The following is a 24,641-nucleotide window of genomic DNA, read 5'->3' on the forward strand; positions in this document are numbered from 1 at the left end:
TGAGCAAGGCCAGACTACGCTTGATCGGGATCGAAATGTTTGCGCAAGCCTTGCCAGCACGCGAAATAGTCCTTTTGCAGCAGTTCGCTGTTCAGGGCGAAGGGCGTGGGCTTGAGGATGGTGCGCGTCTCGAACATGAAAGCCATGGTGTCGCCCACCTTCGCGGGCGCGGACGTGTCACTGTGCGAGGCGCGTTCGAACGTTTGCGTATCGGGGCCGTGGCCGGACATGCAGTTGTGCAGGCTGGCACCGCCCGGCACGAAACCGGCCGCCTTGGCATCGTACACGCCATGGATCAGGCCCATGAATTCGCTGGCCACGTTGCGGTGGAACCACGGCGGCCGGAAGGTGTGCTCGGCGGCCAGCCAGCGCGGCGGGAAGATGGCAAAGTCGATGGCGCCAAACAGCGGGTTTTCGCTCGGTGCTTGCAGCACGAGAAAGATCGACGGGTCGGGATGATCGTAGCTGATCGAGCCGATGGTATTAAAACGGCGCAAATCATATTTGTACGGCGCGTAATTGCCGTGCCAGGCCACCACGTCCAGCGACGAATGGTCGAGCGTCGTGCGCCACAGGTGGCCGCCAAACTTGGCCACCAGTTCGCACTCGCCATCGATATCTTCATAAGCAGCGTGCGGCGTCAAAAAATCGCGGCTGTTGGCCAGGCCGTTCGAGCCGATGGGTCCCATGTCGGGCAAACGAAACGCCATGCCGAAGTTTTCGCACACATAGCCGCGCGCCTGGCCGTCCGGCAGAGTCACGCGGAAGCGCACGCCGCGGGGGATGACGGCGATTTCCTGCGGTTCCAGCTCGAGCAAGCCCAGTTCCGTGGCAATCGCCAGCCTGCCCTGTTGCGGCACGACCAGCAATTCGCCATCGGCCGAATAAAAGAAGCGCTGCATGGAACGGTTGGCGACATACACGTGAATGGCGCAGCCGCTCATCGCTTCGGCACTGCCGTTGCCGGCCATCGTCTGCCAGCCGTCGATGAAGTCCACCGCCGTGCTGCTGTCGGGCAGCGGCAGCGGGTCCCAGCGCAGCTGGTTTGGCGGCGTGGGAGGCATGGCGTGGAAATCGCTGACGATGCGGCTATTCGCCACCGAGGTAAACGGCGGATGCTGGCTGGCGGGGCGAATGCGGTACAGCCAGGAACGCCGGTTCTGCGCGCGCGGCGCCGTGAAGGCCGTGCCCGACAATTGTTCCGCATACAGGCCCAGCGGCGCCTGCTGCGGCGAATTCTGCCCTTGCGGCAAGGCGCCGGGCACCGCTTCCGTGGCAAATTCGTTGCCGAAGCCGCTTTGGTAGCCGGCGCCTATCATGCGTGCACCGTCAGGCCGTCGGCAGCGTCGCGCAGCAAGCTCTGCACCACGTCGGCCTGGCCGATGGCGCCCATGGCCAGCAAGGCGAAGCGGGCCAGGAATAGCGGCAAGCGCTGTTCGCCCCGGCCGCCCATGGTGTGACACAGCTCAATGTATAGATTGTCCAGTTCAATGTCGGTCATGTTGTCTCCTTGTTACTTTGATTGGGTGATACCTGCCGCCGCCAGCGCTGCCGCCACCTGCCCCGCCTGAACTTGCCTGATGCTGCCTGATGCTGCCTGATCCTGCCGCCAGCGGCCCAGCACGTGGCCGCCCGGGCGCACGCGATAAGACGGGCCGGGCCGGGCAGCAAGCGGCAAGCAACAAGCAACAAGCAACAAGCAACAAGCATACCTGCGCCGTGTGGTCCCAGGCGCTCCCTTGCGCTGCGCTGCGGGTGATCGCCACGGTCGTCAACGGCAAGATGTCGCCAGCACCAGCAATTGCGCAGGCACGCAGCCATCGTCGCTGAAATACAGGTCCATGAACGCGCCGACGGCACGCTGCACCAGATCGGTAATATACCCCGCTTGCTGCGCGCCGTCTTGCCGCCGCGCCAGCGGGCATTCGGGCGAGACCGTGCCTGGCGCGGGGACAGCCGTGAACACGTCCACGTCAGGCGCGTTCAAGGGCGACTGCGCAGACGCGATGGCGCTGGTCTGGCGCTGGCTTGGCGCGGGTTGATCAGCGAACGCACGCGCGCATGTTTGCCCGCCAGGCCCAGCACGGCCGTGCGCATCAGCGCGAAGGCACACGTGGGCGGCGCCCTGAATTCCGTACTTTCCGTGCTTTCCGTGCCGTGGCGCACGGTTTTCACGGACCGCGTACACGCGTTCGTCGGAATAGCTGTCCAGCAAGGCCTGTGGCGCCTGGCTCTTGACCACATACGCGAGTTTCCAGGCCAGGTTGTCGGCGTCGTCGATACCGGCGTTCGCGCCGCGCATGCCGAAAATGGATACCAAGTGGCCCGCATCGCCCGCGAACAGCACACAGTCATGCCGGTAGTTGTGCGGCGTCAAGGCCTTGGCTTTATAGACGCTGATCCACACGGGATGCCATGGCTGTGTTTCCCCCATCATGGCCAGCAGGCTGTCCCTGCGGGGCGCCACGTTTTCCAGCGGCACGGGCGACACGCCTTGCGCAGGCTGGCCGTTCAGGCGGTAGTGGTGTTTGGCCGCCTGCGCGAACAGCGGCGACAGGGTTTCGATGGCGGCGATATCGCCAGGTTGGAACTGGCCCTGGCTGCTGTCGCGGTAAGAATGGATGGACCGCCAGATGTCGCTGGCCGGCTGCACCAGCAGGGACAGGTGGTCCGACACATTCGGTCTTTGATAGCAAACGGCGCGGTCGCCGGGGTGGCGGATTTCATCGCTGGCTTGCTGGTACAGCATGATGGAGGAATCGATGCAGGGCCGGGCGGCGGGCGCGATGACGCTCTGGTTGCCGTCGAGCGCATAGAACTGACGCGCGCAGCTGTCGGCGATATCCTGCAAAAAAAACGCCGGCCGCGCCGAGCGTTTCAGGATGGCGCCCGCCATGGCATTCACGTCCGCGTGGCCGATGGCGGCCACCAGGTCGAGGGCGCGCTCCATCGCCAGCTGTCCCTCCGCCTGCCGCCGCGCCACCTGCCAATAGCGCATCTCGCCTCCGCTGCCCCCTGCCCCCTGCGCGCTTACTGCTTACTGCGTACGTTGCGGCAAGACCCAGTCCGGCCGGATGTAGTGGCAGGTATAGCCGTGCGGCAAACGTTGCAGATAATCCTGGTGCTCCGCTTCCGCTTCCCAGAACGGGCCGGCCGGCGTCACTTCCGTCACCACCTTGCCGGGCCACAGGCCGGAGGCGTCGACGTCGCGGATGGTGTCTTCGGCCACCAGCCGTTGCTCTTCACTCGTGTAAAAGATGGCCGAGCGGTAGCTAGTGCCACGGTCGTTGCCCTGGCGGTCCGGCGTGCTGGGGTCGTGGATTTGAAAGAAAAATTCCAGGATCTTGCGGTAGCTGATGGTGTTCGGCTCGAAGATGATCTCGATCGCTTCCGCATGCGTGCCATGGTTGCGGTAGGTGGCGTTGGCCACGTCGCCGCCGCTGTAACCCACGCGCGTGGCGATCACACCCGGATAGCGGCGCAGCAAGTCTTGCACGCCCCAAAAGCAGCCGCCGGCCAGGATCGCGGTTTCCTTGTCTTGTGTCATGTTGTTCATTCCTTGATCTGAGAACCTTATCTTACCCTGTCGCGGCAATTTCTTCAGCGGGCCAGCAAGCGTTTCAGCTGCGCCGCCTGGTAGGCGCCGATGGCGTCATTGAACAGGCAGCGGATCAAGGGGTCGTCGACGATGTCCGCTTCCACCAGCCCGGCCTGCGTGGCCGCGTCGAAAGGGCCATCGTTGATGCGCATGTACATCGATGTCAGCGATTCACCGAGCGCCAGCGCCGCATGGCACTTCACCAGCGGCACCTCGGTCGTCCAGCCCGGCGCCTCGCCGGTGGCGGGCACCAGATCAATCAAGTCGCCATGCGTGCGGTAATGCAGGACGGTGGTCGCGCCGTCGTGGCCATGCAGCGACAATCGCCACAGGCGTGGGGCCTGAAAATAGCTGTCCTCGGGCAGCTCCATGTCGCGGTAGCGCTCAAGCAAGCCGTGGCGGCAGAAGTCCAGCACCAGCGCCGTATCGTCGGCATTCAAGGGCGCGAAACGGCGGGCGATGTCGGCGGTGGCGGGCGGCGGCGCGTCGGGGCGATAGTCGAAATCCACGTCCTGCGGCCCCACGGGTATCACCCAGGGCAGCGGCGCGGCCGGCGTCAAGCCCTGCGCATCGAGCAGCACGGACGTGGAAGGATCGAGGCGGAAGATGTGCGCCTCCGGCAGCGCGATGCCAATCTCCTGCGCAAACTGGCGGTAGGTAATCGGGAACATCGCATGGTTGTACCAGGACCAGTCTTCCTGCACGAACTGGCAGGAACTGGGCACCAGGTAACGGGGCGCCAGCGCGCGCAGCTGCGGCACCCAGTCGTCGGGAAGCTCGACGGGGCCAACCTGCGCTTGCGATGGTGCGATGACGGCGATCTCGCGCATGGTCTGGAATGGCCACAGCACCATGTCCCAGGGTGCAAACGCGGCCAGCTGCGCCAAAGTCTCGGGGCCGATCCAGGAATCGACGACGTTGAGCACATTCAGCCCGGCCGCGCGCACCTGGAACAGCGAATCGACATCGTCGTCCAGCGCCCGGCGCGGGATCACCTCGATGGCGCCCACCCGCACGGGCACGTCAACGTGCAGCCGCTGCACATGGGTAAAACCCAGCGCGCGCAGCATGGCGAATAGTTCGTCAAAGACGCAGTACAAGTAGATGGGTGTGGCGCGGTCGAGCACATCGAGACTGTCGAGCGAGCAGTGGTCGTCGTGGAAGTGCGAGATGAAGACGGCATCCCAGCGCAGCCGGCGCACGGCGTCGAGGTCGAAACGCACGGACGGGAAGGCGTGGCAATTGCGACTGAACGGGTTTTCGACGATGGGGTCGAAGGCGATGACCGTGCCTTCGCATTCGAAGACATAGCCGGCGTGCAGGATGCGGGAGATTTTCAGGGACATAGGAGGCTACAGATCGCAGTACCAGGTTGGGCAGCGCGCCATGATACTAGAACGCCACTGCCCTCCCCGTATTTAGTACGGATTATTCAGCACATCCATCGCAAAGTACGTAAAGATCATGTCCGCGCCCGCGCGCTTGATGGCGCCCAAGGTTTCCTGCACCACGCGGCGCTCGTCGATGGCGCCCGCCTGCGCGGCGAACTTGATCATCGCGTACTCGCCGCTGACCTGGTAGGCGCCAATCGGCAGGCGCGTCACTTCACGCAGGTCGCGGATGATGTCCAGGTAGGCACCGGCCGGTTTCACCATCAGCGCGTCGGCGCCTTCGGCTTCGTCGATCAGCGACTCGCGGATCGCTTCGCGGCGGTTCATCGGGTCCATCTGGTAGGTCTTGCGGTCGCCCTTCAGGGTGCTGCCGGCCGCGTCGCGGAACGGGCCATACAGGCCCGAGGCGAACTTGGTGGAATACGCCATCACGGGCGTGTCATGGAAGCCGGCCGCATCGAGCGCGCTGCGAATCGCCGCCACTTGTCCATCCATGGCGGCCGATGGGGCGATGATGTCGGCGCCCGCCTGGGCTGCGATGACGGCTTGCTTGCCCAGGTTCAGCACCGTGCCGTCGTTGTCGACCGTGTCGCCATGCAGGATGCCGCAATGGCCGTGGTCCGTGTATTCGCAGAAGCAGGTGTCGGACATGACCACCATTTCCGGCACGGCGTCCTTGATGATGCGCGACATGCGCGCCACCAGGCCGTCCGGATTCAGGCTGTCCGTGCCGTGGCTATCCTTGTGGTGCGAAATGCCGAAGGTCATGACGGAGCGCAAACCGGCGCGCGCATAGCGCTCGACTTCCTGCGCCAGCTTCGCTTCGGGAATGCGGCGCACGCCGGGCATGGACTTGATGTCGATGAAATCGCTGCTGCCTTCGTCGACGAAGATCGGCAGGACCAGGTCGCGCGGATTGATCTCGGTCTCGCGGAACAGCTCGCGCAGTTGCGGGGTTGCGCGCAGGCGGCGCATGCGCGAAGTGGGGAATTGTGCTGGCATGGGGTGACTGGCTTCAGGTTGAGAACGCCGATAAGTATACGCCGATCACGCCGATTGCGCCGGGCCGCCCGGCAAAAAAGCCGCGCAGGTCAAAAAATACCGTCGGGTGCTTTCATTGCTGCTGCAGCATGGCGCCACGGCGCGCTTTTTCGACGGCACCTGTTCCAGGTCCGGCAGCCGTGCGGCGCCCGCGTGGCCTCTTTCACCGCGAGGGCGCCAGCGGGCGAGCGCACGCCCTGCAGGGCGCCCAGCTGGATGACGGCGGCGCCAGGCTGCGGCCGGAACAGGAAACTGGCCAGGTACAGCGAGACGCCGCCGCGCGTCAGGCGCAGGCATAGCTCCCCTTCGCGGCGGCTGTGGCGCGGCATTGCCGCCGATGGCGCTAAAGTTTGCATGCGAACGGCTCTACTGAACGGGACGCGGCGACGGCCGCAGGCAGCCCGGAACAGGCGGCTGCGCGCACGCAGCCGCTCTACGCCGGGTAGATCGGATGATAGGGGGAGGTGAAAACGAAGGGGGTTACAAGTTTGTAATGTTCGGCCCGGCTAGCGCAGCAGCCGCAAACGCAGGCGCAAGCCCGGCGCCGCATCCTCGATCTCCAGGCTGCCCCCATGCAGGGCGGCGATGGCCGCCACGATGGACAAACCCAGGCCATTGCCGGGCAGATGGCGGCTCTTGTCGAGCCGGTAAAAACGCTGCGTCAGCTTCGGCAGTTCCTCCGCTGGCACGCCGGGGCCGTTATCGCGCACGGCCAGCCAGCTGCCCTGTTCATCGCTGCCGGCCGACACTTCCACCGTGGCGCCCCGCCCCGCGTACTTGATGGCGTTGTCGACCAGGCTGGCCAGCGCGCTGCCCAGCAGGTTGCGGTCGCCGCGCGCCGGCACGCTGTCACCATACATCTGCACCAGCAGCACGCCCTGCTCGTCGGCCGTGGCTTCATACATTTCGACGATGTCGGCACCGATCTGCTGCAGATCGCTATCATTGAAATTCTCGGGACGCATGCCCGATTCGGCCGCCGCGATCTGCAGCAGCTTGTCGAACACGCGCGTCAGGTCGTCGATATCGTCGATGGCCGCCTGCGCCGCGTTCTCAAAACCGGCCACGCTCTGCTGCTGGCGCAAGGCGCCATCGAGCTTGTTGCGGATGCGCGCCAACGGCGTGCGCAAGTCGTGCGCAATGGCGTTCGACACGTGGCGCACGCCTTCCATCAAGTGTTCGATGCGGTCGAGCATGCGGTTGATGTCGCGGCTCAGCAAGCCGAATTCATCCTCGCTGGCGACAGGAATGCGCCGGCTCAGGTCACCCGCCTCGATTTCCCCCGCTGTGCGGCGGATTTGCCCGATACGCGCCTCAAGCTGGCGGCGGAACAGCCACGCGCCCGCCACCACCAGCAAGATGGCCACGCCGCCGCCATACGCCAGCGAACGCAGCACAAGGGTGCGGATGGACTTGCCCTCTTCCATGTCGCGTCCGACGAACAGGCGCGCGCCGCCCGCCAGGTCGCGGATCAGCATGCGCGCGGGCACCCTGCGCCCTTCGCGCGTGACGTCGCGGTGCAGCAAACGGCCCACGGGACTGGCAGCATCGGGCCAGGATGACAGATTGCCGGCCACGCGGTGGCCATCGGCGCCCACCAGCAAGAAGATCTCCGTGTCGCTGTCGGTGCGGTCGGTGAGCAGATGGGCGATTTCCGCCGTCGTGCGGCTGCTGCCACCCTGCTGGTACAGCGCGGCGAGGCGCTCCGAGAGCAAGGTCAGCTTGCGATCCACGCTGCGGTCAAGCACGCCGATGGTGCCAAAATAGAAGACGGCGCAGACAATGCTGATCGACACGACCACCAGCACGCCATAGCCGAGCGCCAGACGGGCCGCAATGGAATGGTGCCAGCTACGCGCCATCGAGCACGCCCAGGGTGTAGCCGACGCCGCGCACCGTGTGGATCAGCGGCGGCGAAAACTCCTTGTCCACCTTGGTGCGCAAGCGGCTTACCTGCACGTCGATGACGTTCGTCTGCGGGTCGAAATGGTAGTCCCACACGGCTTCGAGCAGCATGGCGCGCGTGACGGACTGGCCCTGGTGGCGCATCAGGTATTCCAGCAGGCGAAATTCGCGCGGCTGCAGGGCGATTTGCCGGTTGGCGCGCGTCACGCGCATGGTGCGCATGTCGAGCACCAGGTCGGCCACCTGCAGCTGCGTCGATTCGGGCACGGGCGCGGCGCGCCGCAGCAGCGCCTCGATGCGCGCCAGCAGTTCGGCGATGGCGAACGGTTTTGACAAATAATCGTCGCCGCCGCTGCGCAGGCCGCGCACGCGCTCGTCGACGCTGGACAGGGCCGACAGCACCAGCACGGGCGTGTTGCGGCCCATGCCGCGCAGGCGCGCGACGATGGCCAGGCCATCGATCTCCCCTGGCAGCAGGCGGTCGAGCACCAGCGCATCCCAGTCTTCGCCGCAGGCCAGGCGCATGCCGTCGATACCATTGTCGCAGGCGGTGACGTCGTGGCCCGCCTCGCGCAGGCCGGCACAGATATAGCGGGAAGTTTCGGCTTCGTCTTCGATGACCAGGCAGCGCACGGGGAATTCCTTGTAAAGATCGGGACAGCAAATAGGCGCAGCATACGCCAGGCGCGCGCCACTTGCCAGCCCCGCCGCGTACCCGTGCCGCCACGGAGCATTCCCGGCTAGTGACATTTTCCGCGCAGCTTGGCGATCGCCACGAAGGGCAAGGCATACACGCCACCGATGGCGAGCGGGCCGATGCCGGTGGGCTGACGCTTCAAGCCGTCGGCGTGCAGGCAGTCTGGCACCTTCGCCTCGGCAAAGACGGCGGAAAACTGTTCATATTTCCGGTCGGCGCGTATCGTCACCTGCTGCATGGCCGCCTGCGGCTGCGCGTCACGCACCTGCGCCTCTTCCGCCAGTACGGCGCGCACGGCATCGCGTATCATCGATTGCGTCAGTTGCGGCCCCGGTTCCGGTCCCGGTAACGGTGCCCCGTCAAGCGCTAGCGCGCCGGCTTGCGCCGCGAGCCAAAGCCCGGCCACAGTGACAAGCTTGCATACCATTTTCATCGTCATCACCCACGCATGCCAAGTTTGCAATATTTCCCATAATATAGCAGCATTCATGTGCCCCGCCGCGTGCGGCGAACGATGACAGGGTCGGGTACAATACGGCCTCGACAATGTTTGGCCGCGCCCGCGCGCGCATGTGCGCATGTTTTAATCGGCGCCGCACGGCTTGCTGCGGCCTGCATCCATACCACTGCCACGAACGAACAACAGGCACGCCCGGCGCGCGCCACAGACAAATACAGCCATGAAATCGACCCACTCTCTCGCACTGGCGCTGGCCATGGCCATCACCTGCGGCAGCGCCACCGCCGCAGACGCTAAACAAAGCATGCTGTTCGATGAAATTCCCATCGGCAGCTGGAGCACCTCCGCCGAACTGGGCGCCATCACCACCTCGGGCAATACGGTCGGCACCTCGGTGACGGGCAAGATCGACGCGCGCCAGGAACTCGATGACTGGAGCAACCAGTACATCTTCAGCGGCTACTTCAAGGAAGATGAAACGACGAACGACGACGGACAAAAAGTGCGCGAGCGTTCGGCCGAACGCTTTTCTGCTTCCGCCAAGGCCGCCTACAAGCTGATGGCGGACCATGAAAAACTGTTCGTACTGGCTTCGCACGTCAACGACAAGTTCGGCGCCTACACCAAGTACTCGACCCTGGCTGTCGGTCATGGCTCGCGCTGGTATCAATCGAGCGATAAAAGCGTCGACGTGGAATTCGGTCCAGGCTATTTCAGCGGCACCAACGACACGGGCGAATCGGAACACGGCCTGACGGTGCGCGGCGCGGCCGCCATGAAGTGGAAGATCAGCCAGTCGGCGATGTTTACGCAGACGCTCAGCGTGGAACGGGGCACCTCGAACACCCACTCCATCGCCGAAACCGCCCTCAGCACGAAGATCAACGGCACCATGCAGATGAAGGCCGCCTTCAGCGCCCGCAATGACACGCGCGTGCCCGACGACAAGAAGAACACGGATACGCAGACGTCGCTGACCCTGGTCTACTCTTTCTAAGGCGCGCCACCCAATGCTGATGCTGATGCGGCGTCTGCGCGCCTGCGCCCTCGTGTGCGGCGCGGCGCTGCTGAGCGGCTGCGCCGCCGTCACCGTCAGCGCGATCTCCCCGGCCGACTACCTGCAGCAGCGGCGCGGCGACATCCTCACCACGGGCAAGCTGAGTGCCTCGGCCAGCGAAGTGCTGCGCATTATCGGCAGCGACATCGCCGCCTGTGTAGCCAATACGGGCAGCTGCCGCGCCGACCTGGCCCGCTCCGATCTGCTCAGCGACGAACAGCGCCTGGCCACGCTGTCCGAATTGTGGCTGGAAAGCGCCCTGGCAGAAGAGAAGCAAGGTGGCCATGCCAGCGCCGAATTGCTGGCCGCCTGGCTGGAATCGGCCCGCTACGCCTATGCCTACCTGTTCTACACGACGCGCACGCCGGGCCAGCGCGCCTTCGAGGAACGCCAGACGCAAATCCGCGACTACTATAACTACGCCGCGCAAAAGGCCGTCGGCAACCTGTTCCGCCACCGCGGCGAGTACCGCCCCGACGGCCATGTGATCCGTGTCGCCGGCTGGCAGATCGACAGCGAATTGTCGGCCCTGCGCCTGCCCGAAGACGGCACCCTGCCCGAAGAACTGCTGCCGGCCACCTCGCTGTCGTTTTCCGGCCTGCGCAATGTGTACCGGCGCGACGGCTTCGGCGCCGACCTGGTGGCCGTCATGCCCAAGCCAAGCGCATCGAAAGGCGAGTATGTGCCTTACCAGGAAACCCGCTTTCCTGTCGTCACGGCGCTGATCCGCTTCGACGGCAACAGCCTGCAAGAGGTATTGGCCACGCAGAAGTTGATGGTGATGCTGGTCGATCCGACGCGCAGCGACTCGACGCGCATGGCGGGCCAGGAATTGCCCGTGGCGGCCAACTTCACGGCCGGCTATGGCTTGTGGCTGGCTCGTTCCGGCTTTGGCGTGCAGGCGCTGCGCACCCTGTTCGGCCGCGCCGATGGCATTTCGCGCCCGCAGGTGCACCTGATGCAGCCTTATGACCCGAACAAGCGCACCATCGTCATGCTGCACGGCCTGGCCAGCAGCCCGGAAGCGTGGATCAATGTGGCAAATGAACTGATGGGCGACGAACAACTGCGCCGCCGCTACCAGATCTGGCAGGTGTACTACCCGAGCAATGCGCCGCTGGCGGCCAACAACGTCGCCATCCGCCAGGCGCTGAACGCGACGCTGGCGCAATTCGACCCTTCGACCAAGGCCGACGCCGCGAACGACATGGTCTTGATCGGCCATAGCATGGGCGGCGTGCTGGCGCGCCTGATGGTCTCGGACGCCAGTAACACCGTGCTCGACGCCATCACGGAAGAATACAATTTGAAGGGCAAGAAGGCGGAGAAAGTACGCGCCGGACTGGCGCCCTACCTCAATTTCACGGCCATGCCGCAGATAAACCGCGCCATCTTCATCGCCGCGCCGCACCGCGGCACCTCGTTCGCCAACCACAAGGTGGCGCGCTGGATCGCCAACCTCGTCACACTGCCCATCACTATGCTCGACCAATTGTCGGACGCCGCCGGCAGCCTGGCGCAGCTCGACACGGGCAGCAGCGAACCGCTGCGCATCCCCAACAGCATCGATAACCTCAGCGACAAGGACCCGTTCGTGCGCCTGGTAGCCGACCTGCCCATCAGCCCGAAAGTACGCTATTACTCGATCATGGGCAACGACACGCCGCAGCTGCCCCTGGCGGAATCGAGCGACGGCGTGGTGCCCTACGCCAGCGCCCACCTCGACGGCGCCCTGTCGGAAAAAGTCATCCCCTCGTGGCACAGCGTGCAGGAAAGCCCGCAGGCGATCCTCGAGATACGGCGGATTTTGCGGCTGCCGGACACCTTGCCCTGAGCGGTCGCAGGCCGGATGCGTGGGCCCGCCGAGGTGGGCCGAGCCCCGCGTAATCCGACATACGCCGCCTTACACCGGCTCGCGCCACTTGTCCTTGATTTCCAGCATGGTCGGCAAGTGTTCCACAAACAGCGCCAGCAACTGCGGGTCGAAGTGCGTGCCGCTGTCGCGCTGCATGGTGGCGATCGCGTCTGACACCGTCCAGGCGGGCTTGTACGGGCGTTCGCTGGTGAGGGCGTCGAAGACGTCGGCGATGGCGACGATGCGGCCTTCGTGGGGAATTTCCTCGCCTTTCAAGCCTTGCGGATAGCCGCTGCCATCCCATTTCTCGTGGTGCGTCAGGGCGATGATGCGCGCCATTTTCAGCAGGCCGCCCGGGTGCTCGCCGATGATGGCCGCGCCGATTTCCGCGTGGCTGCGCATGACCTTCCATTCTTCCGCATCGAGCTTGCCCGGCTTTTGCAGGATGGCGTCGGGGATGCCGATCTTGCCCACGTCGTGCATGGGTGCCGCGTTGAGCAAATCTTCCGCATGCGCCGCGCTGTAGCCGGCCGCCAGCGCCAGTTGGCGCGCGTAATAGCTCATGCGGATGACGTGCATGCCCGTCTCGTTATCCTTGTATTCGGCCGCCTGGCCCAGAGTCTGGATCACCTGCAGGCGCGAGCGGCGCAATTCCTCGGCATCGACCAGCGACAAATGCGTGCGCACGCGGGCGCGCACGATGGGCGGGCTGACGGGCTTGGTGATGTAATCGACAGCGCCGGCGTCAAAACCGTCCGCCTCATCCTTCACGTCGCACAGGGCGGTGACGAAAATGACGGGAATGGACGCAGTGGCCGGCATGGCCTTGAGCTGGCGGCACACCTCGTAGCCCGTCATGGCGGGCATCATGATGTCGAGCAGGATCAGTTTGACGGGGTTGTTCTGCGCCAGTTCCAGCGCCTTGTCGCCATCCTTGGCGTACAGCAGACGGTAATCGTCCTGCAAAATCTGCCGCAACACCTGCAGATTCGTCGCTTCGTCGTCCACCAGCAGCAGGATCGGTTTGTCTTCGTGTAAGGTCATCGTTAGCCCAATATCAGGAAAGGTCGGCAGGCGCTGGCGCTTCCAGCCACGCCAGCAACTGGCGCAGCACGCCCACGGCGCGCGCGAATTCAAAGTCGTCGATGGCGCTGGCCAGCGCTTGCAGACGTTGCTGCTGGCCGTGCGGCGCCAGCATGGCAGTAATCTGCGCCATCAGGGCGTCGTCCAGTTGTCCGCCTTCCAGGCTGGCAATGGCTTGCCGCAGCAAGGCGCCAAAGGCGGGCGCATCGAGGGGTGCGGCGGCATCAGGCGTTGCGTTGGCCTGCGCCGGCGGCGCCTCGGTTGCCGCCTCCAGCTCGCCCGCCAGCGCCATGAAGGCGGCGGCCAGTTGCACCAGCAATTCGGTCGCCGGCAGCTGGCGCGCGATGGCTTGCTCGATGCGTCCCAGCAGGCTTTCGACCTGCACCAGGCACAAGTTGCCCGCCGCGCCCTTGATACGGTGCAGCAAGTGGGCGGCCACGCTGCTGCCGCCACGTTCCAGCTCCGCGGCCAGCATGGCGGCGCAATCGCCATTGGCCTGCACGAAGCGCGCGATGGCCCGTTGCAAGGTCTCGCGGCCGCCCCACAGGGCGATGCCACGCTGCCAGTTCACCTGGCCGGCAGTCGCACGTGTCGCCGCGCCGGCCGCCGGCGGCGGCATGGCCACGGCGATATCGAGCAGGCGGGCGATTTCCACAGTCAGCTTGTGCATTTCCAGCGGCTTCGAGGCAAAGCCGTTCATGCCCGCCGTCTGCGCGGCGCGCCGGTCCTGTTCCAGCACGCTGGCCGTCAGAGCGATGATGGGCGTCGCCTTCAAGCCCTGTTCGTGTTCATGCACGCGTATCAGGCGCGTCGCTTCCAGGCCATCCATGCGTGGCATCTGCACATCCATCAGCACGATGTCGAAGCTGCCCGTGCGGAATTCGCGCACGGCGCTCTCGCCATCGCTGGCGGCGATCACCTGGTGACCGGCCGCGCCCAGGGTAATCAGCAGCAGCTCCACATTCTGCGGCACGTCGTCGGCCGCCAGGATGCGCAGCGGCGGCAAGGCCACTACGGCATGCTCGCTGCGGCGCAACACTGCCTTGCCCGGCGCCAGCGGCAGCAGCACGTGGAATACGCTGCCCACGCCCAGCGTGCTTTCCACCGTGATGGTGCCACCCATCAATTCGACCAATTGCAGCGAAATCGTCGTGCCCAGTCCCGTGCCGCCAAAGCGGCGGCTCATGGAAGAATCGGCTTGCGTAAATGGGGCGAAGATCTTGTCCAGACGGTCGGCGGGGATGCCGATGCCCGTGTCGTGCACGGCGATATGCACCTGTTCGCCCTGCATGCCGACGGCCACGCGCACATGGCCCACTTCGGTGAACTTGACGGCGTTGCCGATCAGATTCGTCAGCACCTGCTGCACCCGGCGCGCGTCGCCCAGGAAGAACTGGCTCATGCCGGGATCGACATCCACATGCAGCACCAGGTCGCGCGCCTGTGCCGTGATGCGCAGGGAGGCCGCCACATGGTCGACCAGGTCGGGCAGCGAAAAGTCCACCAGTTCCAGCTCGGTGGCGCCTTTTTCCAGCTTGGCCATGTCGAGGATGTCGTTGAGCAGTTCGAGCAGGGAACGCGCCGACTGGCGCACCGTGCCCAGATGGCGGCGCTGCAGGCTGTCCAGGGCAGTCCCCAGCAGCACTTCCGTAAAGCCGATGATGGCGTTCATTGGCGTGCGGATTTCATGGCTCATGTTGGCCAGGAAGCTGGTTTTCGATTCGGCGGCCAGCTCGGCGCGGTCTTTTGCCGCGCGCAGGTTTTCCTGCATGGCGCGCCGTTCGCTGACGTCGGTGGCCAGCTTGACCACCTTGAAGGGCTTGCCGTCCGTGTTGAAGATCGGGTTGTACGAGGCCTGTATCCACACTTCCCGGCCATCCTTGTCGATGCGCTTGTACTCGCCCGTGTTGAACTGGCCATGGGCCAGCTGCTGCCAGAACGCGATGTAGTCCGGCGAGGTGACATAACCGGGTTCGCAGAAGATGCTGTGGTGCAGACCCAGCACGTCATCGAGCTGGTAGCCGACCAGGTCGAGGAAGTTCTGGTTGGCCGCCAGGATGCACCCTTGCAGGTCGAACTCGATCACGGCCATCGCGCGCGAGATGGCCGTCACCTTGCCTTCGTATTCCGCGTTGCGCAATTCGCTTTCCGTGATGTCGAGGATGACGCCGTCGATCCAGCGCACGACGCCGTCGTTATCCAGCACGGGGCCGCTGCTTTCGCGCACCCAGCGCTCGCGCCCGTCGCGGTGGATCAGGCGGTAGACGTTCTCGAAATCGCGTTTTTCGCCGGCCGCCTGCACACAGGTGTCGTTGACGCGCTGGCGGTCGTCAGGATGCACGAGGTCGAACAGCCTGACCCGCCCTTCGACGAAGTCCTGCGGCATCCAGCCTGTCAGGTTGAAGACGGCGTCGCTGATGAAAATCATCTTCCATTCGGGCGCGAAGCTGCAGTGGAAGGACACGCCGGGGATATTGCGGATCAGGGTGCGGTACTGGCGCTCGCTATCCTTCAGCGCCTGCTCCATGCTGCGCGAGGAACGCATGTCCGTCACGAAGGCCACGAACAGGGGCTGGCCCGGCGTGTCGATCTTGCCGATCGCCACGCGCATCGGCAACACCGCGCCATCCTTCTGGCAGCCATCGAGTTCGCGTCCGCTGTCGAGGATGCGCGAGGCGCCCGCTTCCAGGTAGTCGCGCAAATAACCCTCGTACTCGGCGGCATCGGCCGGCTGCAGCAGCACGCTGGCGTCGCGCCCCACGATGTCCGCTTCGCGCCAGCCAAACAGGTTTTCCGCAGCGGGATTGAAGGAGCGCACCTTGCCCTGGCCATCGATGGTGATCAGGCCATCGGCGGCCGTATCAACGATGGCGCGCAGGCGCGACTCGCTGACGCTGGCGTGGCGCAGCAACTGGCGGTAGCGCAGCAAGCCGTTCGCGGCGGCCACGAAGACGGTCAGAGTGACGGTAATCAAAGCCACGGCCAGGGCCACGAACGAGGCCTGGACCGTAATCGTGTTCTCGCCTGCCGTGGGGGTGCCGGAAAAGCGCGCCGCCAGCATGCCCGTGTAATGCATGCCGGAAATAGCCATGCCCATGACGACACTGCTGACCAGCAGCGCCGCCAGCGGGCTGAGGCGCAAACGCATGGCGTTCAGGCCGAAGCGTATCCACAGCGCCAGCATGGCCATGGTGACGGCCACCAGCAGCGACAGGACAAACAACCACGGTTGATAGTGCAGGGTCAGCGAGGTTTGCATGGCGGCCATGCCGCTGTAATGCATGGAGCCGATGCCCAGCCCCACCAGTACGCCGCCCACCACCAGCTGGCGCCAGTTGATGCGCGGGCGCGCCAGCAAGTGCAGCGCCACCCACGAGGCGGCCACGCCCGGCAGCATCGACAGTAAGGTCAGGTTGGGCTCGAAGGACACGCGCGTGCAGATGTCGAAGGCCAGCATGCCGATGAAGTGCATCGACCAGATGCCGCCGCCCAGCGCAATGGCGCCCGTGATGATGGCTGTCTGGCGCTGGAAGCCGCGCTCGCTGCTGCGCGCCATGCCGGCAATCTGCAGGGCCATGAACGAGGCAAAGATAGCGATGCCGATGGAAAACAGCACCAGCCCGACATTGTGCGTGCCATAGATGTACTGCATGGCATCGGTCGATACGGCAAAGATGGAACTAAACATACTGTCGTGGCATAAGAGAGTGAAACCTAACGTCGCTAAACATGACGGCGCACCGCGCGCCGGCGCCAGGCTTTTTAGTAAAGCGGCAACACAGCGAAAATGACAACGGTAGCAGTCGACCAGGGCAAGACTCGGTCATCACGCCCGCGGCTGCCGCGCGGGGGAAAGGTGCTCGTTCAGAGAGAAGAAGCGGAATACGTACGAACTCTGGCGCGGATAGCTGGCCGCCAGCGTGACGATGATTTTCTAAAGAGCCTTGAGTATAGTTGCTTTGCGAAAAGATTCATAGGACTTCAGCAATATAGTTATCAAAAATGATAGCTATTGCGGCGGCGATGCGACAATGGTCCGTCTACGCCTGCGGCCAGCACACGCGGACCGCGCCGGGATTGTTAGCTGGATTGTTAGCTGGACAGGCCCAGCGTCTCGCAGACAGCGATAGCGGCCAGTCTACTTCGGCTGCTGAGTTCGTCCTTGATCTGGCACAGCGACCAGCGCTGCGGCTCGGGCAAGTCCAGGCCCACCACGCGGATCAGCGGATAGCCCTCGAGGGTCGTGTAGCGCAGCGGTTCAACGCGCGCCAGCGGTGGCGCTGCCCGGTAGACCTGCAGCGCGTGCATGCATGACCACTTTCAGCCACTGCAGCTACGCCAACTCCCGCTGCACGGTTTTATCCCAGCCCGGCAGGTGCCGCGCATGGCGTCACATCCTCGGCTGGTGCAAAGCATATCCACTCCGCGCGCGCCCTTTTCAGCGTGCGCGCCTTATCACCACTCAAGCGGTCGGCGCCAGCATGCCGCGGAACCACGCCAGTTGCTCGCGCGTCAGGTAATTGGCGCCGTCGCCGTGCAGGAGGACGATTTCGATCTCGGAGGGAATCGACGCGATCAGTTGCGCGCCCGTCACGGGAATGTTGGGAAACGCGATACCAGCCAGGAAAGCCGGGTCTTCCGCCACCGTCACGCACTGGCGCTCGGGATTGGGCGACGGCACGAGGAACAGGTCGATCTGCTCGCTTTGCCCGCCGATGACGACGTGCAATTGCGCGGCCAGCAGTTCGGGCAGGATCAGCTCGATATTATTTTCGGTGCGCGATAGCTGGAAAGCGTTTTTCAGGGGCGTCAGGACAGGCGTGGCGGACATGGGAGCAGTGTGAAAGTGAAGACGGCGGCAGTGTAGCAGAGGCGCCGCGAAGGACGCGCTCTGCAAGCACAGCCTTTACATCTTGTAGTTCAGCGAGACAAGCACGCTGCGCGGCGCGCCGTAGCGTTCCAGCCCGCCCGACCACGCGTAGCCGAGTCCCTGGTAATAGCGACGGTCGAGCACGTTATCGATATTCACGCGCACCTGCAGCTGTTCGCTGAGACGGTAGCCGGCCGTCAGGCCGACGATGGCGTAACCGCCCTGCTGCGTCAGGAAAGCCTTGTCGCGTCGGTAAATCTTGTCCTGCGCAGTCACGGAGGCGCCCAGATTCCATTGCGCCAGGCTGCCGCTCAGCTGCACATTCGTATACAGCTTGAATAATTGCTTCGGCTCGTCCGTGGCGATGCGCTGGCCGATGTTGGCGACCACGCTATCCTTCGTGTACTTGGCCAGTACATAGGTGTAGCCGCCCGCGATCTGCCAGCCCGGCAATGGCGAGCCCGACAATTGCAGATCGACGCCTTCGCTTTGCACCTGTCCGGTCGCGCGGGCACAATAGATGGCGCCGCCCGTGGGACAATTGACTTCATCGGCCATGGCGCGGTTATTCTGCCTGATGCGGAACAGGGCGCCGCTGGCATTGAGCCTGCCGCCGAAATACTCGCCCTTCACGCCCACTTCCAGGTTGGTGCCGCTCAGCGGCGGCAAGGTATTGCCGCGCACATCGAGCACGCTTTGCGGCTGGAAGATCTGCGTGCCGCTCGCATACACGGAATGGTGCTGATCCAAATCGTAGACCAGGCCCGCGTACGGCGTGAACTTGGCGTTTTCCGTCAGGTCGCGGCGCCAGGCCGGATTGGTGGCATACCAGCCAGTGACATCCTGCGCATACCAGCCGAAGCGTCCGCCCAGCACCAGGCGCAGCGGATCGGCCAGGCTGAAGTTGCCGGCCGCATACAGGCCCTTCTCATCCGTCTTGCGGCCCCAGTTGTAGGGCTCGAACGGCGCGCCATTCATGCGGTAGGCGCGCGGATTCCAGTGGCGGATATCGATCACGCGCGTTTGCGCGCCGTCCCAGCTCTGGCCCGCGTCCGAGTCGTCATGGCGGTAGCTGGCGCCGACGATGACGTCATGCTGCCGGCCGAACCAGGTGACAGGGCCGCTCAAGCGCCAGTCGGCCACCACTTGTTGCGTGTTGTACTTCCAGCCCGTTTCAGATTGTTCCAGCAGATACGTTGCGCCAGCGACGCGGCTGTTGGTGGTATTGCGCGTCGATGAAGAGGCATCGATGTGCGTGATGGCGAAGCGGCTGCGCCAGCCCTGCTCCAGCTTCGTTTCCAGGTCGGCGAAGACCACGTTGTTGTCGCGCTTCTGGAAAGAATCGGCATTATTCAGGAAAGTCGAGCGTGGCAAGTCCATGTGGCGGCCATCGGGCAAGGTCGGCAAGCCGACAAACACCCCATCGGTGCGGCTGTGCTGGCGCGAAAAACCAATACCGGCCGTGGTTGACGGCGTCAGGTCCGCTTCCACGATCGCATACACGGTGCCGTTGGTGTTGTTGACCACGTCGACGAAACTGTCGCTGTCGCGCCAGCTGGCCGCAACCCTGCCGCGCACGCTGCCCGAGGCGTTCAAGGCATTGCTGGCATCGACCGTCAATTGTCGGTCCTTCCAGCTGCCCAGGTGGGCCGACGCGTTCAGCAAGGGCGTGGCCGTGGGGCGCTTGCGTATCATATTGATGCTGCCCGACGGTGCGCCAGCCCCTTCCATCAAGCCGGTGGCGCCACGCACCACTTCCACGCGGTCATACATCAGCATGTCGGCGGAGACGTTGCGCTCGTTAAAACCCGTGACATCGAGCGGCAAGCCATCGACATTCACGTGGCTCAAGGCAAAACCGCGGGCGAAATACGTGGTTTCCTGGTCGGACACGCCCTGCGTCTTGCCATACAGGCCGGGCGTGGCACGCGCCACATCCTGCAAGGTGGTCAAATCAAAATCTTCCATTTGCTGGCGTGAAATGACGCTGACCGTTTGCGGCGTGTGGCGCTGCGACAAGTTCAAGCCCGTGGCCGTCGACATGGCGCGCGACGTATATAAACCCGTGCCTTCCGTGGCACGGTCCGCCTCGGCGCTGACGACCACGGCGGGCATGCTGGCCAGGCCGGCATCGGCCGTGCTGGTATTAATCTTGCGCAACAGATAATTGCCATTGCCACCGTCCGTCACTTCCAGGCCGCTGCCCTGCAGCAGTTTTTGCAGGGCAGCGGAGACGCTATGGCGGCCCTGCAAGCCTGACGTCGCCAAGCCATCGAGCGCCACGCCCTGGGTGGACAGGTTGATGCCGGCGGCGATGGCAAACGTGGACAGCGCACCGCGCAGGCCGCCGGCAGGAATGCTGTAGTCGCGCACATTGGCGGCCGGGCTGGACTCGGCGGCCTGCGCCGTTTGCGGCAAGCCGGCGCCGGCGGCGCCCACGGCCAGGAGCAAGACCAGCGCGGCGCGCACGGCGCCGGTGGTGGGATGGAGCGTCATTCGCGCTGGTGAAAATGGTGCAAGGATGCGGTGCTGCAAAGCCATGTAAGCCCTTTCGATGGTTCGGATTGTTCGTTCTCTATCTTGTATGACGAAGCAATCCGGGAAAAGGGACAGGCAAGTGGCAAATTTTGCTTCAGGCGGCCTCAACACTGATCCAGTAGCGCGTGCGGCGCGCCAGCCGGATCGGCAAGGAGCGCTGCAGCAAGAGCAGGATGTTGTCCGGGTCGTTCAGCTGGAAAATGCCGTCCACCGGCATGGCAGCGAGCGCCGGATCGCAGCGCAGCACGCCGTAGCGATAGCGCGCCACCTGTTCGAGCACCTCGCCCAGCGGCATGCGTTCGGCGATCAGCACGCCCTGCAGCCAGCCGGCAGCGTGCGGCGCCAGCGGCGACAAGGGGGCAACGGCCACGTCATCGAAGCTGCCCTGCTGGCCCGCATCGATCCTGCGCCAGGCCTCGGGCGCCTGCGACGGCTGGATCTCGACGGCGCCTTCGCTGACGCTCACCTGCGTACGCGGCGCCAGCACGGTGCCAGCGTGGCGCACGCTGAAGTGCGTGCCCAGCGCGCGCACGGCGCCATTGCTGCTGCGCACGAGGAACGGTCGCGCCGGCACGGCTGCGTCGTGCGCCGTGGCGACATGGATTTCCCCGGCATGCAGCACGAGCAGCCGCTCCACCGCGCCGTAATGCACATTGATGGCCGTGTCCGTATTGAGCACCAGTTGCGTGCCGTCAGGTAATGCCATGTGGCGGATTTCGCCCCTGGCCGTGCGGATGGCAGGATGCCACCCTTGCCACGCTTGCCACGGCGCAGACCGGCTGGCCAGCCACAGCGCCGGCCCGGCCGCGATCAGCCCAGCCAAGCCATAAAGCACGGCACGCCGCTGCGGCGACTGCGGCGCCGCGTCCGCCGTCTGGCGCAGCGCGGGCGGCACGCTGGCCAGGGTGCTGCACACCAGCTCGGCCCGCGTCCACGCCGTTTCGTGCGCGGGATCGCTGGCGCGCCAGGCCAGGAAAGCTTGCTGCTCGTCGGGAGTCAAGGCGCCCCCGTGCAGGCGCACCAGCCATTGCGCCGCCGCGCGGGCGGCACGTGGCTCGATGGCAGTCATGCTGGCGCTCACAGGATCAGCAGGATGCAGCGCTCAAACGCCTGCACCATGTAGCGCTTGATGCTGCGCTCGCTCACGGCCAGGCGCCGGGCGATTTCCCCATAAGCAAGGCCGTCCACATGCGCCAGCAGGAAGGCGCTGCGCACCAGCGGCGGCAAGCCGTCGAGCATGGCATCAATGCGCTGCAAGGCTTCGCGCACCAGCAAACGCTCTTCCGGCGACTGCATCAGCAATTCAGGCTGCTGCGCCAGGGTTTCCAGCCACGCCTGCTCCAGCGACACGCGCCGGTAATGGTCGATCAGCAAGCGCTGCGCCACGGTGGTCAGGTAGGCGCGCGGTTCGCGCAAGGTCTGCCGGCCTTCCGGCGGCGCCGTCAGCAGGCGCACAAAGGTATCCTGCGCCAGGTCGGCCGCATGGTCCGCGCACTGCAGCTTGGCGCGCAGCCAGCGCATCAGCCAGCCGTGGTGGCTGCTGTAGATGCCTGCGATCGACTCGCTGGACTGCGCAATGTTCACTAGGGACTCCGATGCGCTCATGGCAAGGCGCTGCTAATTGATAATAATTCTCATTATCACAAATCATTGCCTCCGGCGTCAATGCCGGCGCCTGCCTATCCCTGGAAACTGTTGTTTCAGCGTGGCTGCTGGCGGTTTAGATACAGACTCTTCATCACCATGCCGCCGCGCATTTTCTTGGCGCCCGGCGCCAGCCCTGCTGGACAAGCGCCCTGAAACTCCCCTGCCAGTTCGGTGCGTTGTACCTCGCTCTTGCCGTTCAATTCCATCGTGGTGTCGGCGATCAAAGTGTATGCCTTGGCAAGGTCGCCCTTGAAGCTGCCGGCCAGCATGGCACCCGGACAGCTGGACTGGAAATGGTAACTGTCGCCCTGGCGGCTTTGCGACGCGATCTGGCATTCCTGCTCGAAATCGGTCCACAAGTCATCTTCGATCAGGCGGTCGTATTGCTGGTCAACACAGATTTCCCAGGAAAACGGCGAGGTGGCGGGCGTCACCATCCACAACCCCGTGGCGCGCTGCAGGCGCTGCACAGGCTCGGCTGCCGAGGCGAACGTGGCCGCGCACAGGGGAAGGATAGTCATCAGGAACAGGGTCGCGCTGCGTTTCATGGGCATGCTCTTTCGGCTAAAAACTTGAATATAGCAAAGAGGAATGCCCGCAGGCCGCACGCTTAGCCGTAGATGACGGTCGCGGGTGATTACGCCAGAGTAGGTTTTTCGGGCTTTGCGACCAGCACGAAGGGAATGGCAAACGGCCCCAGCAAGGTCACTAGGACGGCCCGGACGGCCGTTGTCTTGACGAGGCGGCGCTTGGCAATGAAGAGGCAAGCGAAGGCCGACAGCGACCAGATCAAGGCAGGCAGGTATGTCGTCATCATGATCTCCAGATGTGCCTTGGAAGGCAGGAAAACCATGCTGACACGGAAATGTGCTCACCGCAATGGCAGATTGGGCATCTGCCATTGCGGTGGGCGGCCAACCGCCGCTCTTTCAGCCATTCTTAAGACTGCGGGCGGCGGGCGGCCAGTGATGTGGTCAATAATATACGGTCAGTGCTGGCCGATCTTCATGATTTTCAGCGCGTTCGTGCCGCCGACCTTGCCCATCGGCTCGCCCCAGGTCAGCACCACGGTATCGCCCTTGGCCACGACTTTATGTTCCAGCAGCAAGTCTTCCGCCTGTTGCAAGACTTTATCGCGGTCGGTGCCGGACGTCAGTTCCAGGGTGCTGACGTTGCGGTACAGGGCCAGCTTGCGGCGCGTACCCACGCTGGGGGTCAGCGCGACGATGGGGATGTCGATGTTGCAACGGCTCATCCACAATGCCGTGGAACCCGATTCCGTCAGGGTGGCGATGGCTTTGACGCGCAGGTGGTGGGCCGTAAACAAGGCGCCGTAGGCGATCGACTGGTCGATACGCGAGAACGTGGCGTTGAGGAAATCGGCATCCAGCTTGCAGGTATCCCACTTTTCCGCGTCCAGGCAGATGGCGGCCATCGCTTCCACCGTTTCAATCGGGTAGCGGCCCGAGGCCGTTTCCGCCGACGTCATGACGGCGTCCGTGCCATCGAGCACGGCATTGGCCACGTCGGACACTTCCGCGCGGGTCGGCACGGCGTTGACGATCATCGATTCCATCATCTGCGTGGCCGTGATCGCCAGTTTATTCGACGCGCGCGCCATCTTGATCATGCGCTTTTGCAGGGCCGGCACGGCCGCATTACCCACTTCCACGGCCAGGTCGCCACGTGCCACCATGATGCCGTCGGACGCGTCGAGGATTTCTTGCAGCGCAGGAATGGCTTCCGCGCGCTCGATCTTGGCGATCATCATCGGCTTGTGGTCCCACGCTTCGCCGGCGATATTGGCCAACTGGCGCGCCATGACCATGTCGGTGGCGTTTTTCGGGAAGGACACGGCCACGTAATCGGCCTGGAAGCTCATCGCCGTTTTCACGTCTTCCATGTCTTTCGCTGTCAAGGCCGGCGCCGACAGGCCGCCGCCTTGGCGGTTGATGCCCTTGTTGTTCGACAATTCGCCGCCGATCTTGACGGTGGTGTGGATTTCGCTGCCGACGACTTTATCGACCGTCAGCACGATCAAGCCGTCATTGAGCAGTAGCACGTCGGCGGTGCGCAAGTCGCGCGGCAATTCCTTGTAGTCGAGGCCGCAGCGCTCGATGTTGCCCAGTTCGCCGTTTTCGCCCCATTTCGCGTCGAGGATGAAGGAAGCGCCGTTTTCCAGGAAAATCTTGCCTTCTTCAAACTTGCCGACGCGAATCTTCGGGCCTTGCAAGTCGGCCATGATGGCCACTTCGCGGCCGCACAGGGCTGCCGCTTCGCGCACCATGCGGGCGCGGTCGATATGGTCTTGCGCCTTGCCATGCGAAAAGTTCAGGCGCACGACGTCAACGCCGGCCTTAAACATGCGGACCAGGGTATCGATATCGTTCGAAGCGGGGCCGATGGTGGAAACGATCTTGGTAGCGCGTTGCTGTACTTGCATGGTCATGGTGTGCTGCTTTCTATAATGAGTTGCTACAAGGGCCAGCCTTGTGGGCC

General features: G+C 64.3%; 22 protein-coding genes. 2 read left to right on the forward strand and 20 right to left on the reverse strand.

Annotated features, from left to right (window positions below):
• Positions 1 to 14: 14 nt before the first annotated feature.
• The 10 genes from hmgA to ACP7DE_RS06570 all read right to left on the reverse strand — a co-directional run bounded on the left by hmgA (position 15) and on the right by ACP7DE_RS06570 (position 9,065).
• Positions 15 to 1,319: a homogentisate 1,2-dioxygenase gene (gene hmgA, locus ACP7DE_RS06525; RefSeq protein ID WP_426071321.1), complete on the reverse strand. Its 1,305-nt coding sequence runs from the start codon at positions 1,317 to 1,319 to the stop codon at positions 15 to 17.
• Positions 1,316 to 1,501, reverse strand: a complete 186-nt coding sequence (locus ACP7DE_RS06530; RefSeq protein ID WP_426071322.1) for a hypothetical protein — start codon at positions 1,499 to 1,501, stop codon at positions 1,316 to 1,318. Before ACP7DE_RS06530 ends, hmgA begins: the two co-directional genes overlap by 4 nt.
• 270 nt (positions 1,502 to 1,771) lie before the next feature.
• Positions 1,772 to 2,998, reverse strand: coding sequence for an FAD-dependent monooxygenase (locus tag ACP7DE_RS06535; RefSeq protein ID WP_426071323.1), 1,227 nt, complete (start codon positions 2,996 to 2,998; stop codon positions 1,772 to 1,774).
• Between the two features lie 39 nt (positions 2,999 to 3,037).
• Positions 3,038 to 3,547, reverse strand: a complete 510-nt coding sequence (gene msrA, locus ACP7DE_RS06540; RefSeq protein WP_426071324.1) for a peptide-methionine (S)-S-oxide reductase MsrA — start codon at positions 3,545 to 3,547, stop codon at positions 3,038 to 3,040.
• Between the two features lie 53 nt (positions 3,548 to 3,600).
• The gene (locus ACP7DE_RS06545; protein WP_426071325.1) at positions 3,601 to 4,944 is read right to left on the reverse strand and encodes an MBL fold metallo-hydrolase; all 1,344 of its coding nucleotides are present in this window, start codon (positions 4,942 to 4,944) and stop codon (positions 3,601 to 3,603) included.
• Positions 4,945 to 5,016: 72 nt separating this feature from the next.
• Entirely contained in the window at positions 5,017 to 5,991 is a 975-nt protein-coding gene (hemB, locus tag ACP7DE_RS06550; protein WP_426071326.1) for a porphobilinogen synthase, read from the reverse strand.
• Positions 5,992 to 6,080: 89 nt separating this feature from the next.
• Entirely contained in the window at positions 6,081 to 6,386 is a 306-nt protein-coding gene (locus ACP7DE_RS06555; protein WP_426071327.1) for a DUF535 family protein, read from the reverse strand.
• 150 nt (positions 6,387 to 6,536) lie between these two features.
• Positions 6,537 to 7,892 carry a sensor histidine kinase gene (locus tag ACP7DE_RS06560; protein WP_426071328.1) on the reverse strand — a complete coding sequence of 452 codons (1,356 nt, stop codon included), beginning with the start codon at positions 7,890 to 7,892 and terminating at the stop codon, positions 6,537 to 6,539.
• Positions 7,882 to 8,568 (reverse strand): winged helix-turn-helix domain-containing protein, encoded by a 687-nt coding sequence (locus ACP7DE_RS06565; RefSeq protein ID WP_071077124.1) that lies wholly within the window; start codon positions 8,566 to 8,568, stop codon positions 7,882 to 7,884. Before ACP7DE_RS06565 ends, ACP7DE_RS06560 begins: the two co-directional genes overlap by 11 nt.
• A 107-nt stretch (positions 8,569 to 8,675) precedes the next feature.
• Positions 8,676 to 9,065 carry a hypothetical protein gene (locus tag ACP7DE_RS06570; RefSeq protein ID WP_426071329.1) on the reverse strand — a complete coding sequence of 130 codons (390 nt, stop codon included), beginning with the start codon at positions 9,063 to 9,065 and terminating at the stop codon, positions 8,676 to 8,678.
• Positions 9,066 to 9,312: 247 nt separating this feature from the next.
• Here ACP7DE_RS06570 and ACP7DE_RS06575 point away from each other — a divergent pair, with 247 nt between their 5' ends.
• Complete coding sequence (locus tag ACP7DE_RS06575; protein WP_426071330.1) at positions 9,313 to 10,089, forward strand: DUF481 domain-containing protein; 777 nt, start codon at positions 9,313 to 9,315, stop codon at positions 10,087 to 10,089.
• 13 nt (positions 10,090 to 10,102) lie between these two features.
• Positions 10,103 to 11,983 (forward strand): esterase/lipase family protein, encoded by a 1,881-nt coding sequence (locus ACP7DE_RS06580; RefSeq protein ID WP_426071331.1) that lies wholly within the window; start codon positions 10,103 to 10,105, stop codon positions 11,981 to 11,983.
• Positions 11,984 to 12,052: 69 nt separating this feature from the next.
• On the opposite strand, the gene ACP7DE_RS06585 is transcribed toward ACP7DE_RS06580, so the two are convergent.
• From ACP7DE_RS06585 to pyk, 10 genes are all read right to left on the reverse strand, one after another.
• Positions 12,053 to 13,048, reverse strand: a complete 996-nt coding sequence (locus ACP7DE_RS06585; RefSeq protein WP_426071332.1) for an HD domain-containing phosphohydrolase — start codon at positions 13,046 to 13,048, stop codon at positions 12,053 to 12,055.
• A gap of 13 nt (positions 13,049 to 13,061) precedes the next feature.
• A complete protein-coding gene (locus ACP7DE_RS06590; RefSeq protein ID WP_426071333.1) occupies positions 13,062 to 16,775 on the reverse strand; it encodes a PAS domain S-box protein in 3,714 nt (1,237 codons plus the stop codon).
• A 404-nt stretch (positions 16,776 to 17,179) separates the two neighbouring features.
• Positions 17,180 to 17,395, reverse strand: a complete 216-nt coding sequence (locus ACP7DE_RS06595) for a hypothetical protein (protein WP_426071334.1) — start codon at positions 17,393 to 17,395, stop codon at positions 17,180 to 17,182.
• Between the two features lie 154 nt (positions 17,396 to 17,549).
• The gene (locus tag ACP7DE_RS06600; RefSeq protein ID WP_426071335.1) at positions 17,550 to 17,918 is read right to left on the reverse strand and encodes a hypothetical protein; all 369 of its coding nucleotides are present in this window, start codon (positions 17,916 to 17,918) and stop codon (positions 17,550 to 17,552) included.
• A gap of 75 nt (positions 17,919 to 17,993) precedes the next feature.
• Positions 17,994 to 20,453 (reverse strand): TonB-dependent siderophore receptor, encoded by a 2,460-nt coding sequence (locus ACP7DE_RS06605; RefSeq protein WP_426071336.1) that lies wholly within the window; start codon positions 20,451 to 20,453, stop codon positions 17,994 to 17,996.
• 136 nt (positions 20,454 to 20,589) lie between these two features.
• Positions 20,590 to 21,564, reverse strand: coding sequence for a FecR domain-containing protein (locus ACP7DE_RS06610; protein WP_426071337.1), 975 nt, complete (start codon positions 21,562 to 21,564; stop codon positions 20,590 to 20,592).
• Positions 21,565 to 21,572: 8 nt separating this feature from the next.
• Positions 21,573 to 22,100 carry a sigma-70 family RNA polymerase sigma factor gene (locus ACP7DE_RS06615; RefSeq protein WP_426071338.1) on the reverse strand — a complete coding sequence of 176 codons (528 nt, stop codon included), beginning with the start codon at positions 22,098 to 22,100 and terminating at the stop codon, positions 21,573 to 21,575.
• A gap of 95 nt (positions 22,101 to 22,195) precedes the next feature.
• Complete coding sequence (locus ACP7DE_RS06620; protein WP_426071339.1) at positions 22,196 to 22,690, reverse strand: DUF3617 domain-containing protein; 495 nt, start codon at positions 22,688 to 22,690, stop codon at positions 22,196 to 22,198.
• 89 nt (positions 22,691 to 22,779) lie between these two features.
• Positions 22,780 to 22,959 carry a hypothetical protein gene (locus ACP7DE_RS06625; protein WP_426071340.1) on the reverse strand — a complete coding sequence of 60 codons (180 nt, stop codon included), beginning with the start codon at positions 22,957 to 22,959 and terminating at the stop codon, positions 22,780 to 22,782.
• Positions 22,960 to 23,130: 171 nt separating this feature from the next.
• Positions 23,131 to 24,591 carry a pyruvate kinase gene (gene pyk, locus ACP7DE_RS06630; protein ID WP_426071341.1) on the reverse strand — a complete coding sequence of 487 codons (1,461 nt, stop codon included), beginning with the start codon at positions 24,589 to 24,591 and terminating at the stop codon, positions 23,131 to 23,133.
• Positions 24,592 to 24,641: the final 50 nt, after the last annotated feature.

It is taken from the genome of Janthinobacterium sp. DSP2-3-3, assembly GCF_049897325.1.
GTDB lineage: Bacteria > Pseudomonadota > Gammaproteobacteria > Burkholderiales > Burkholderiaceae_D > Janthinobacterium.

What these genes read in the sequence shown, in the direction of transcription:
- hmgA (WP_426071321.1), bottom strand. Translation starts at nt 1,319, where the DNA reads ATGATAGGCGCCGGCTACCAAAGCGGCTTCGGCAACGAATTTGCCACG.
- ACP7DE_RS06530 (WP_426071322.1), bottom strand. Translation starts at nt 1,501, where the DNA reads ATGACCGACATTGAACTGGACAATCTATACATTGAGCTGTGTCACACC.
- ACP7DE_RS06535 (WP_426071323.1), bottom strand. Translation starts at nt 2,998, where the DNA reads ATGCGCTATTGGCAGGTGGCGCGGCGGCAGGCGGAGGGACAGCTGGCG.
- msrA (WP_426071324.1), bottom strand. Translation starts at nt 3,547, where the DNA reads ATGACACAAGACAAGGAAACCGCGATCCTGGCCGGCGGCTGCTTTTGG.
- ACP7DE_RS06545 (WP_426071325.1), bottom strand. Translation starts at nt 4,944, where the DNA reads ATGTCCCTGAAAATCTCCCGCATCCTGCACGCCGGCTATGTCTTCGAA.
- hemB (WP_426071326.1), bottom strand. Translation starts at nt 5,991, where the DNA reads ATGCCAGCACAATTCCCCACTTCGCGCATGCGCCGCCTGCGCGCAACC.
- ACP7DE_RS06555 (WP_426071327.1), bottom strand. Translation starts at nt 6,386, where the DNA reads ATGCAAACTTTAGCGCCATCGGCGGCAATGCCGCGCCACAGCCGCCGC.
- ACP7DE_RS06560 (WP_426071328.1), bottom strand. Translation starts at nt 7,892, where the DNA reads ATGGCGCGTAGCTGGCACCATTCCATTGCGGCCCGTCTGGCGCTCGGC.
- ACP7DE_RS06570 (WP_426071329.1), bottom strand. Translation starts at nt 9,065, where the DNA reads ATGAAAATGGTATGCAAGCTTGTCACTGTGGCCGGGCTTTGGCTCGCG.
- ACP7DE_RS06575 (WP_426071330.1), top strand. Translation starts at nt 9,313, where the DNA reads ATGAAATCGACCCACTCTCTCGCACTGGCGCTGGCCATGGCCATCACC.
- ACP7DE_RS06580 (WP_426071331.1), top strand. Translation starts at nt 10,103, where the DNA reads ATGCTGATGCTGATGCGGCGTCTGCGCGCCTGCGCCCTCGTGTGCGGC.
- ACP7DE_RS06585 (WP_426071332.1), bottom strand. Translation starts at nt 13,048, where the DNA reads ATGACCTTACACGAAGACAAACCGATCCTGCTGCTGGTGGACGACGAA.
- ACP7DE_RS06590 (WP_426071333.1), bottom strand. Translation starts at nt 16,775, where the DNA reads ATGTTTAGTTCCATCTTTGCCGTATCGACCGATGCCATGCAGTACATC.
- ACP7DE_RS06595 (WP_426071334.1), bottom strand. Translation starts at nt 17,395, where the DNA reads ATGCACGCGCTGCAGGTCTACCGGGCAGCGCCACCGCTGGCGCGCGTT.
- ACP7DE_RS06600 (WP_426071335.1), bottom strand. Translation starts at nt 17,918, where the DNA reads ATGTCCGCCACGCCTGTCCTGACGCCCCTGAAAAACGCTTTCCAGCTA.
- ACP7DE_RS06605 (WP_426071336.1), bottom strand. Translation starts at nt 20,453, where the DNA reads ATGACGCTCCATCCCACCACCGGCGCCGTGCGCGCCGCGCTGGTCTTG.
- ACP7DE_RS06610 (WP_426071337.1), bottom strand. Translation starts at nt 21,564, where the DNA reads ATGACTGCCATCGAGCCACGTGCCGCCCGCGCGGCGGCGCAATGGCTG.
- ACP7DE_RS06615 (WP_426071338.1), bottom strand. Translation starts at nt 22,100, where the DNA reads ATGAGCGCATCGGAGTCCCTAGTGAACATTGCGCAGTCCAGCGAGTCG.
- ACP7DE_RS06620 (WP_426071339.1), bottom strand. Translation starts at nt 22,690, where the DNA reads ATGAAACGCAGCGCGACCCTGTTCCTGATGACTATCCTTCCCCTGTGC.
- ACP7DE_RS06625 (WP_426071340.1), bottom strand. Translation starts at nt 22,959, where the DNA reads ATGATGACGACATACCTGCCTGCCTTGATCTGGTCGCTGTCGGCCTTC.
- pyk (WP_426071341.1), bottom strand. Translation starts at nt 24,591, where the DNA reads ATGACCATGCAAGTACAGCAACGCGCTACCAAGATCGTTTCCACCATC.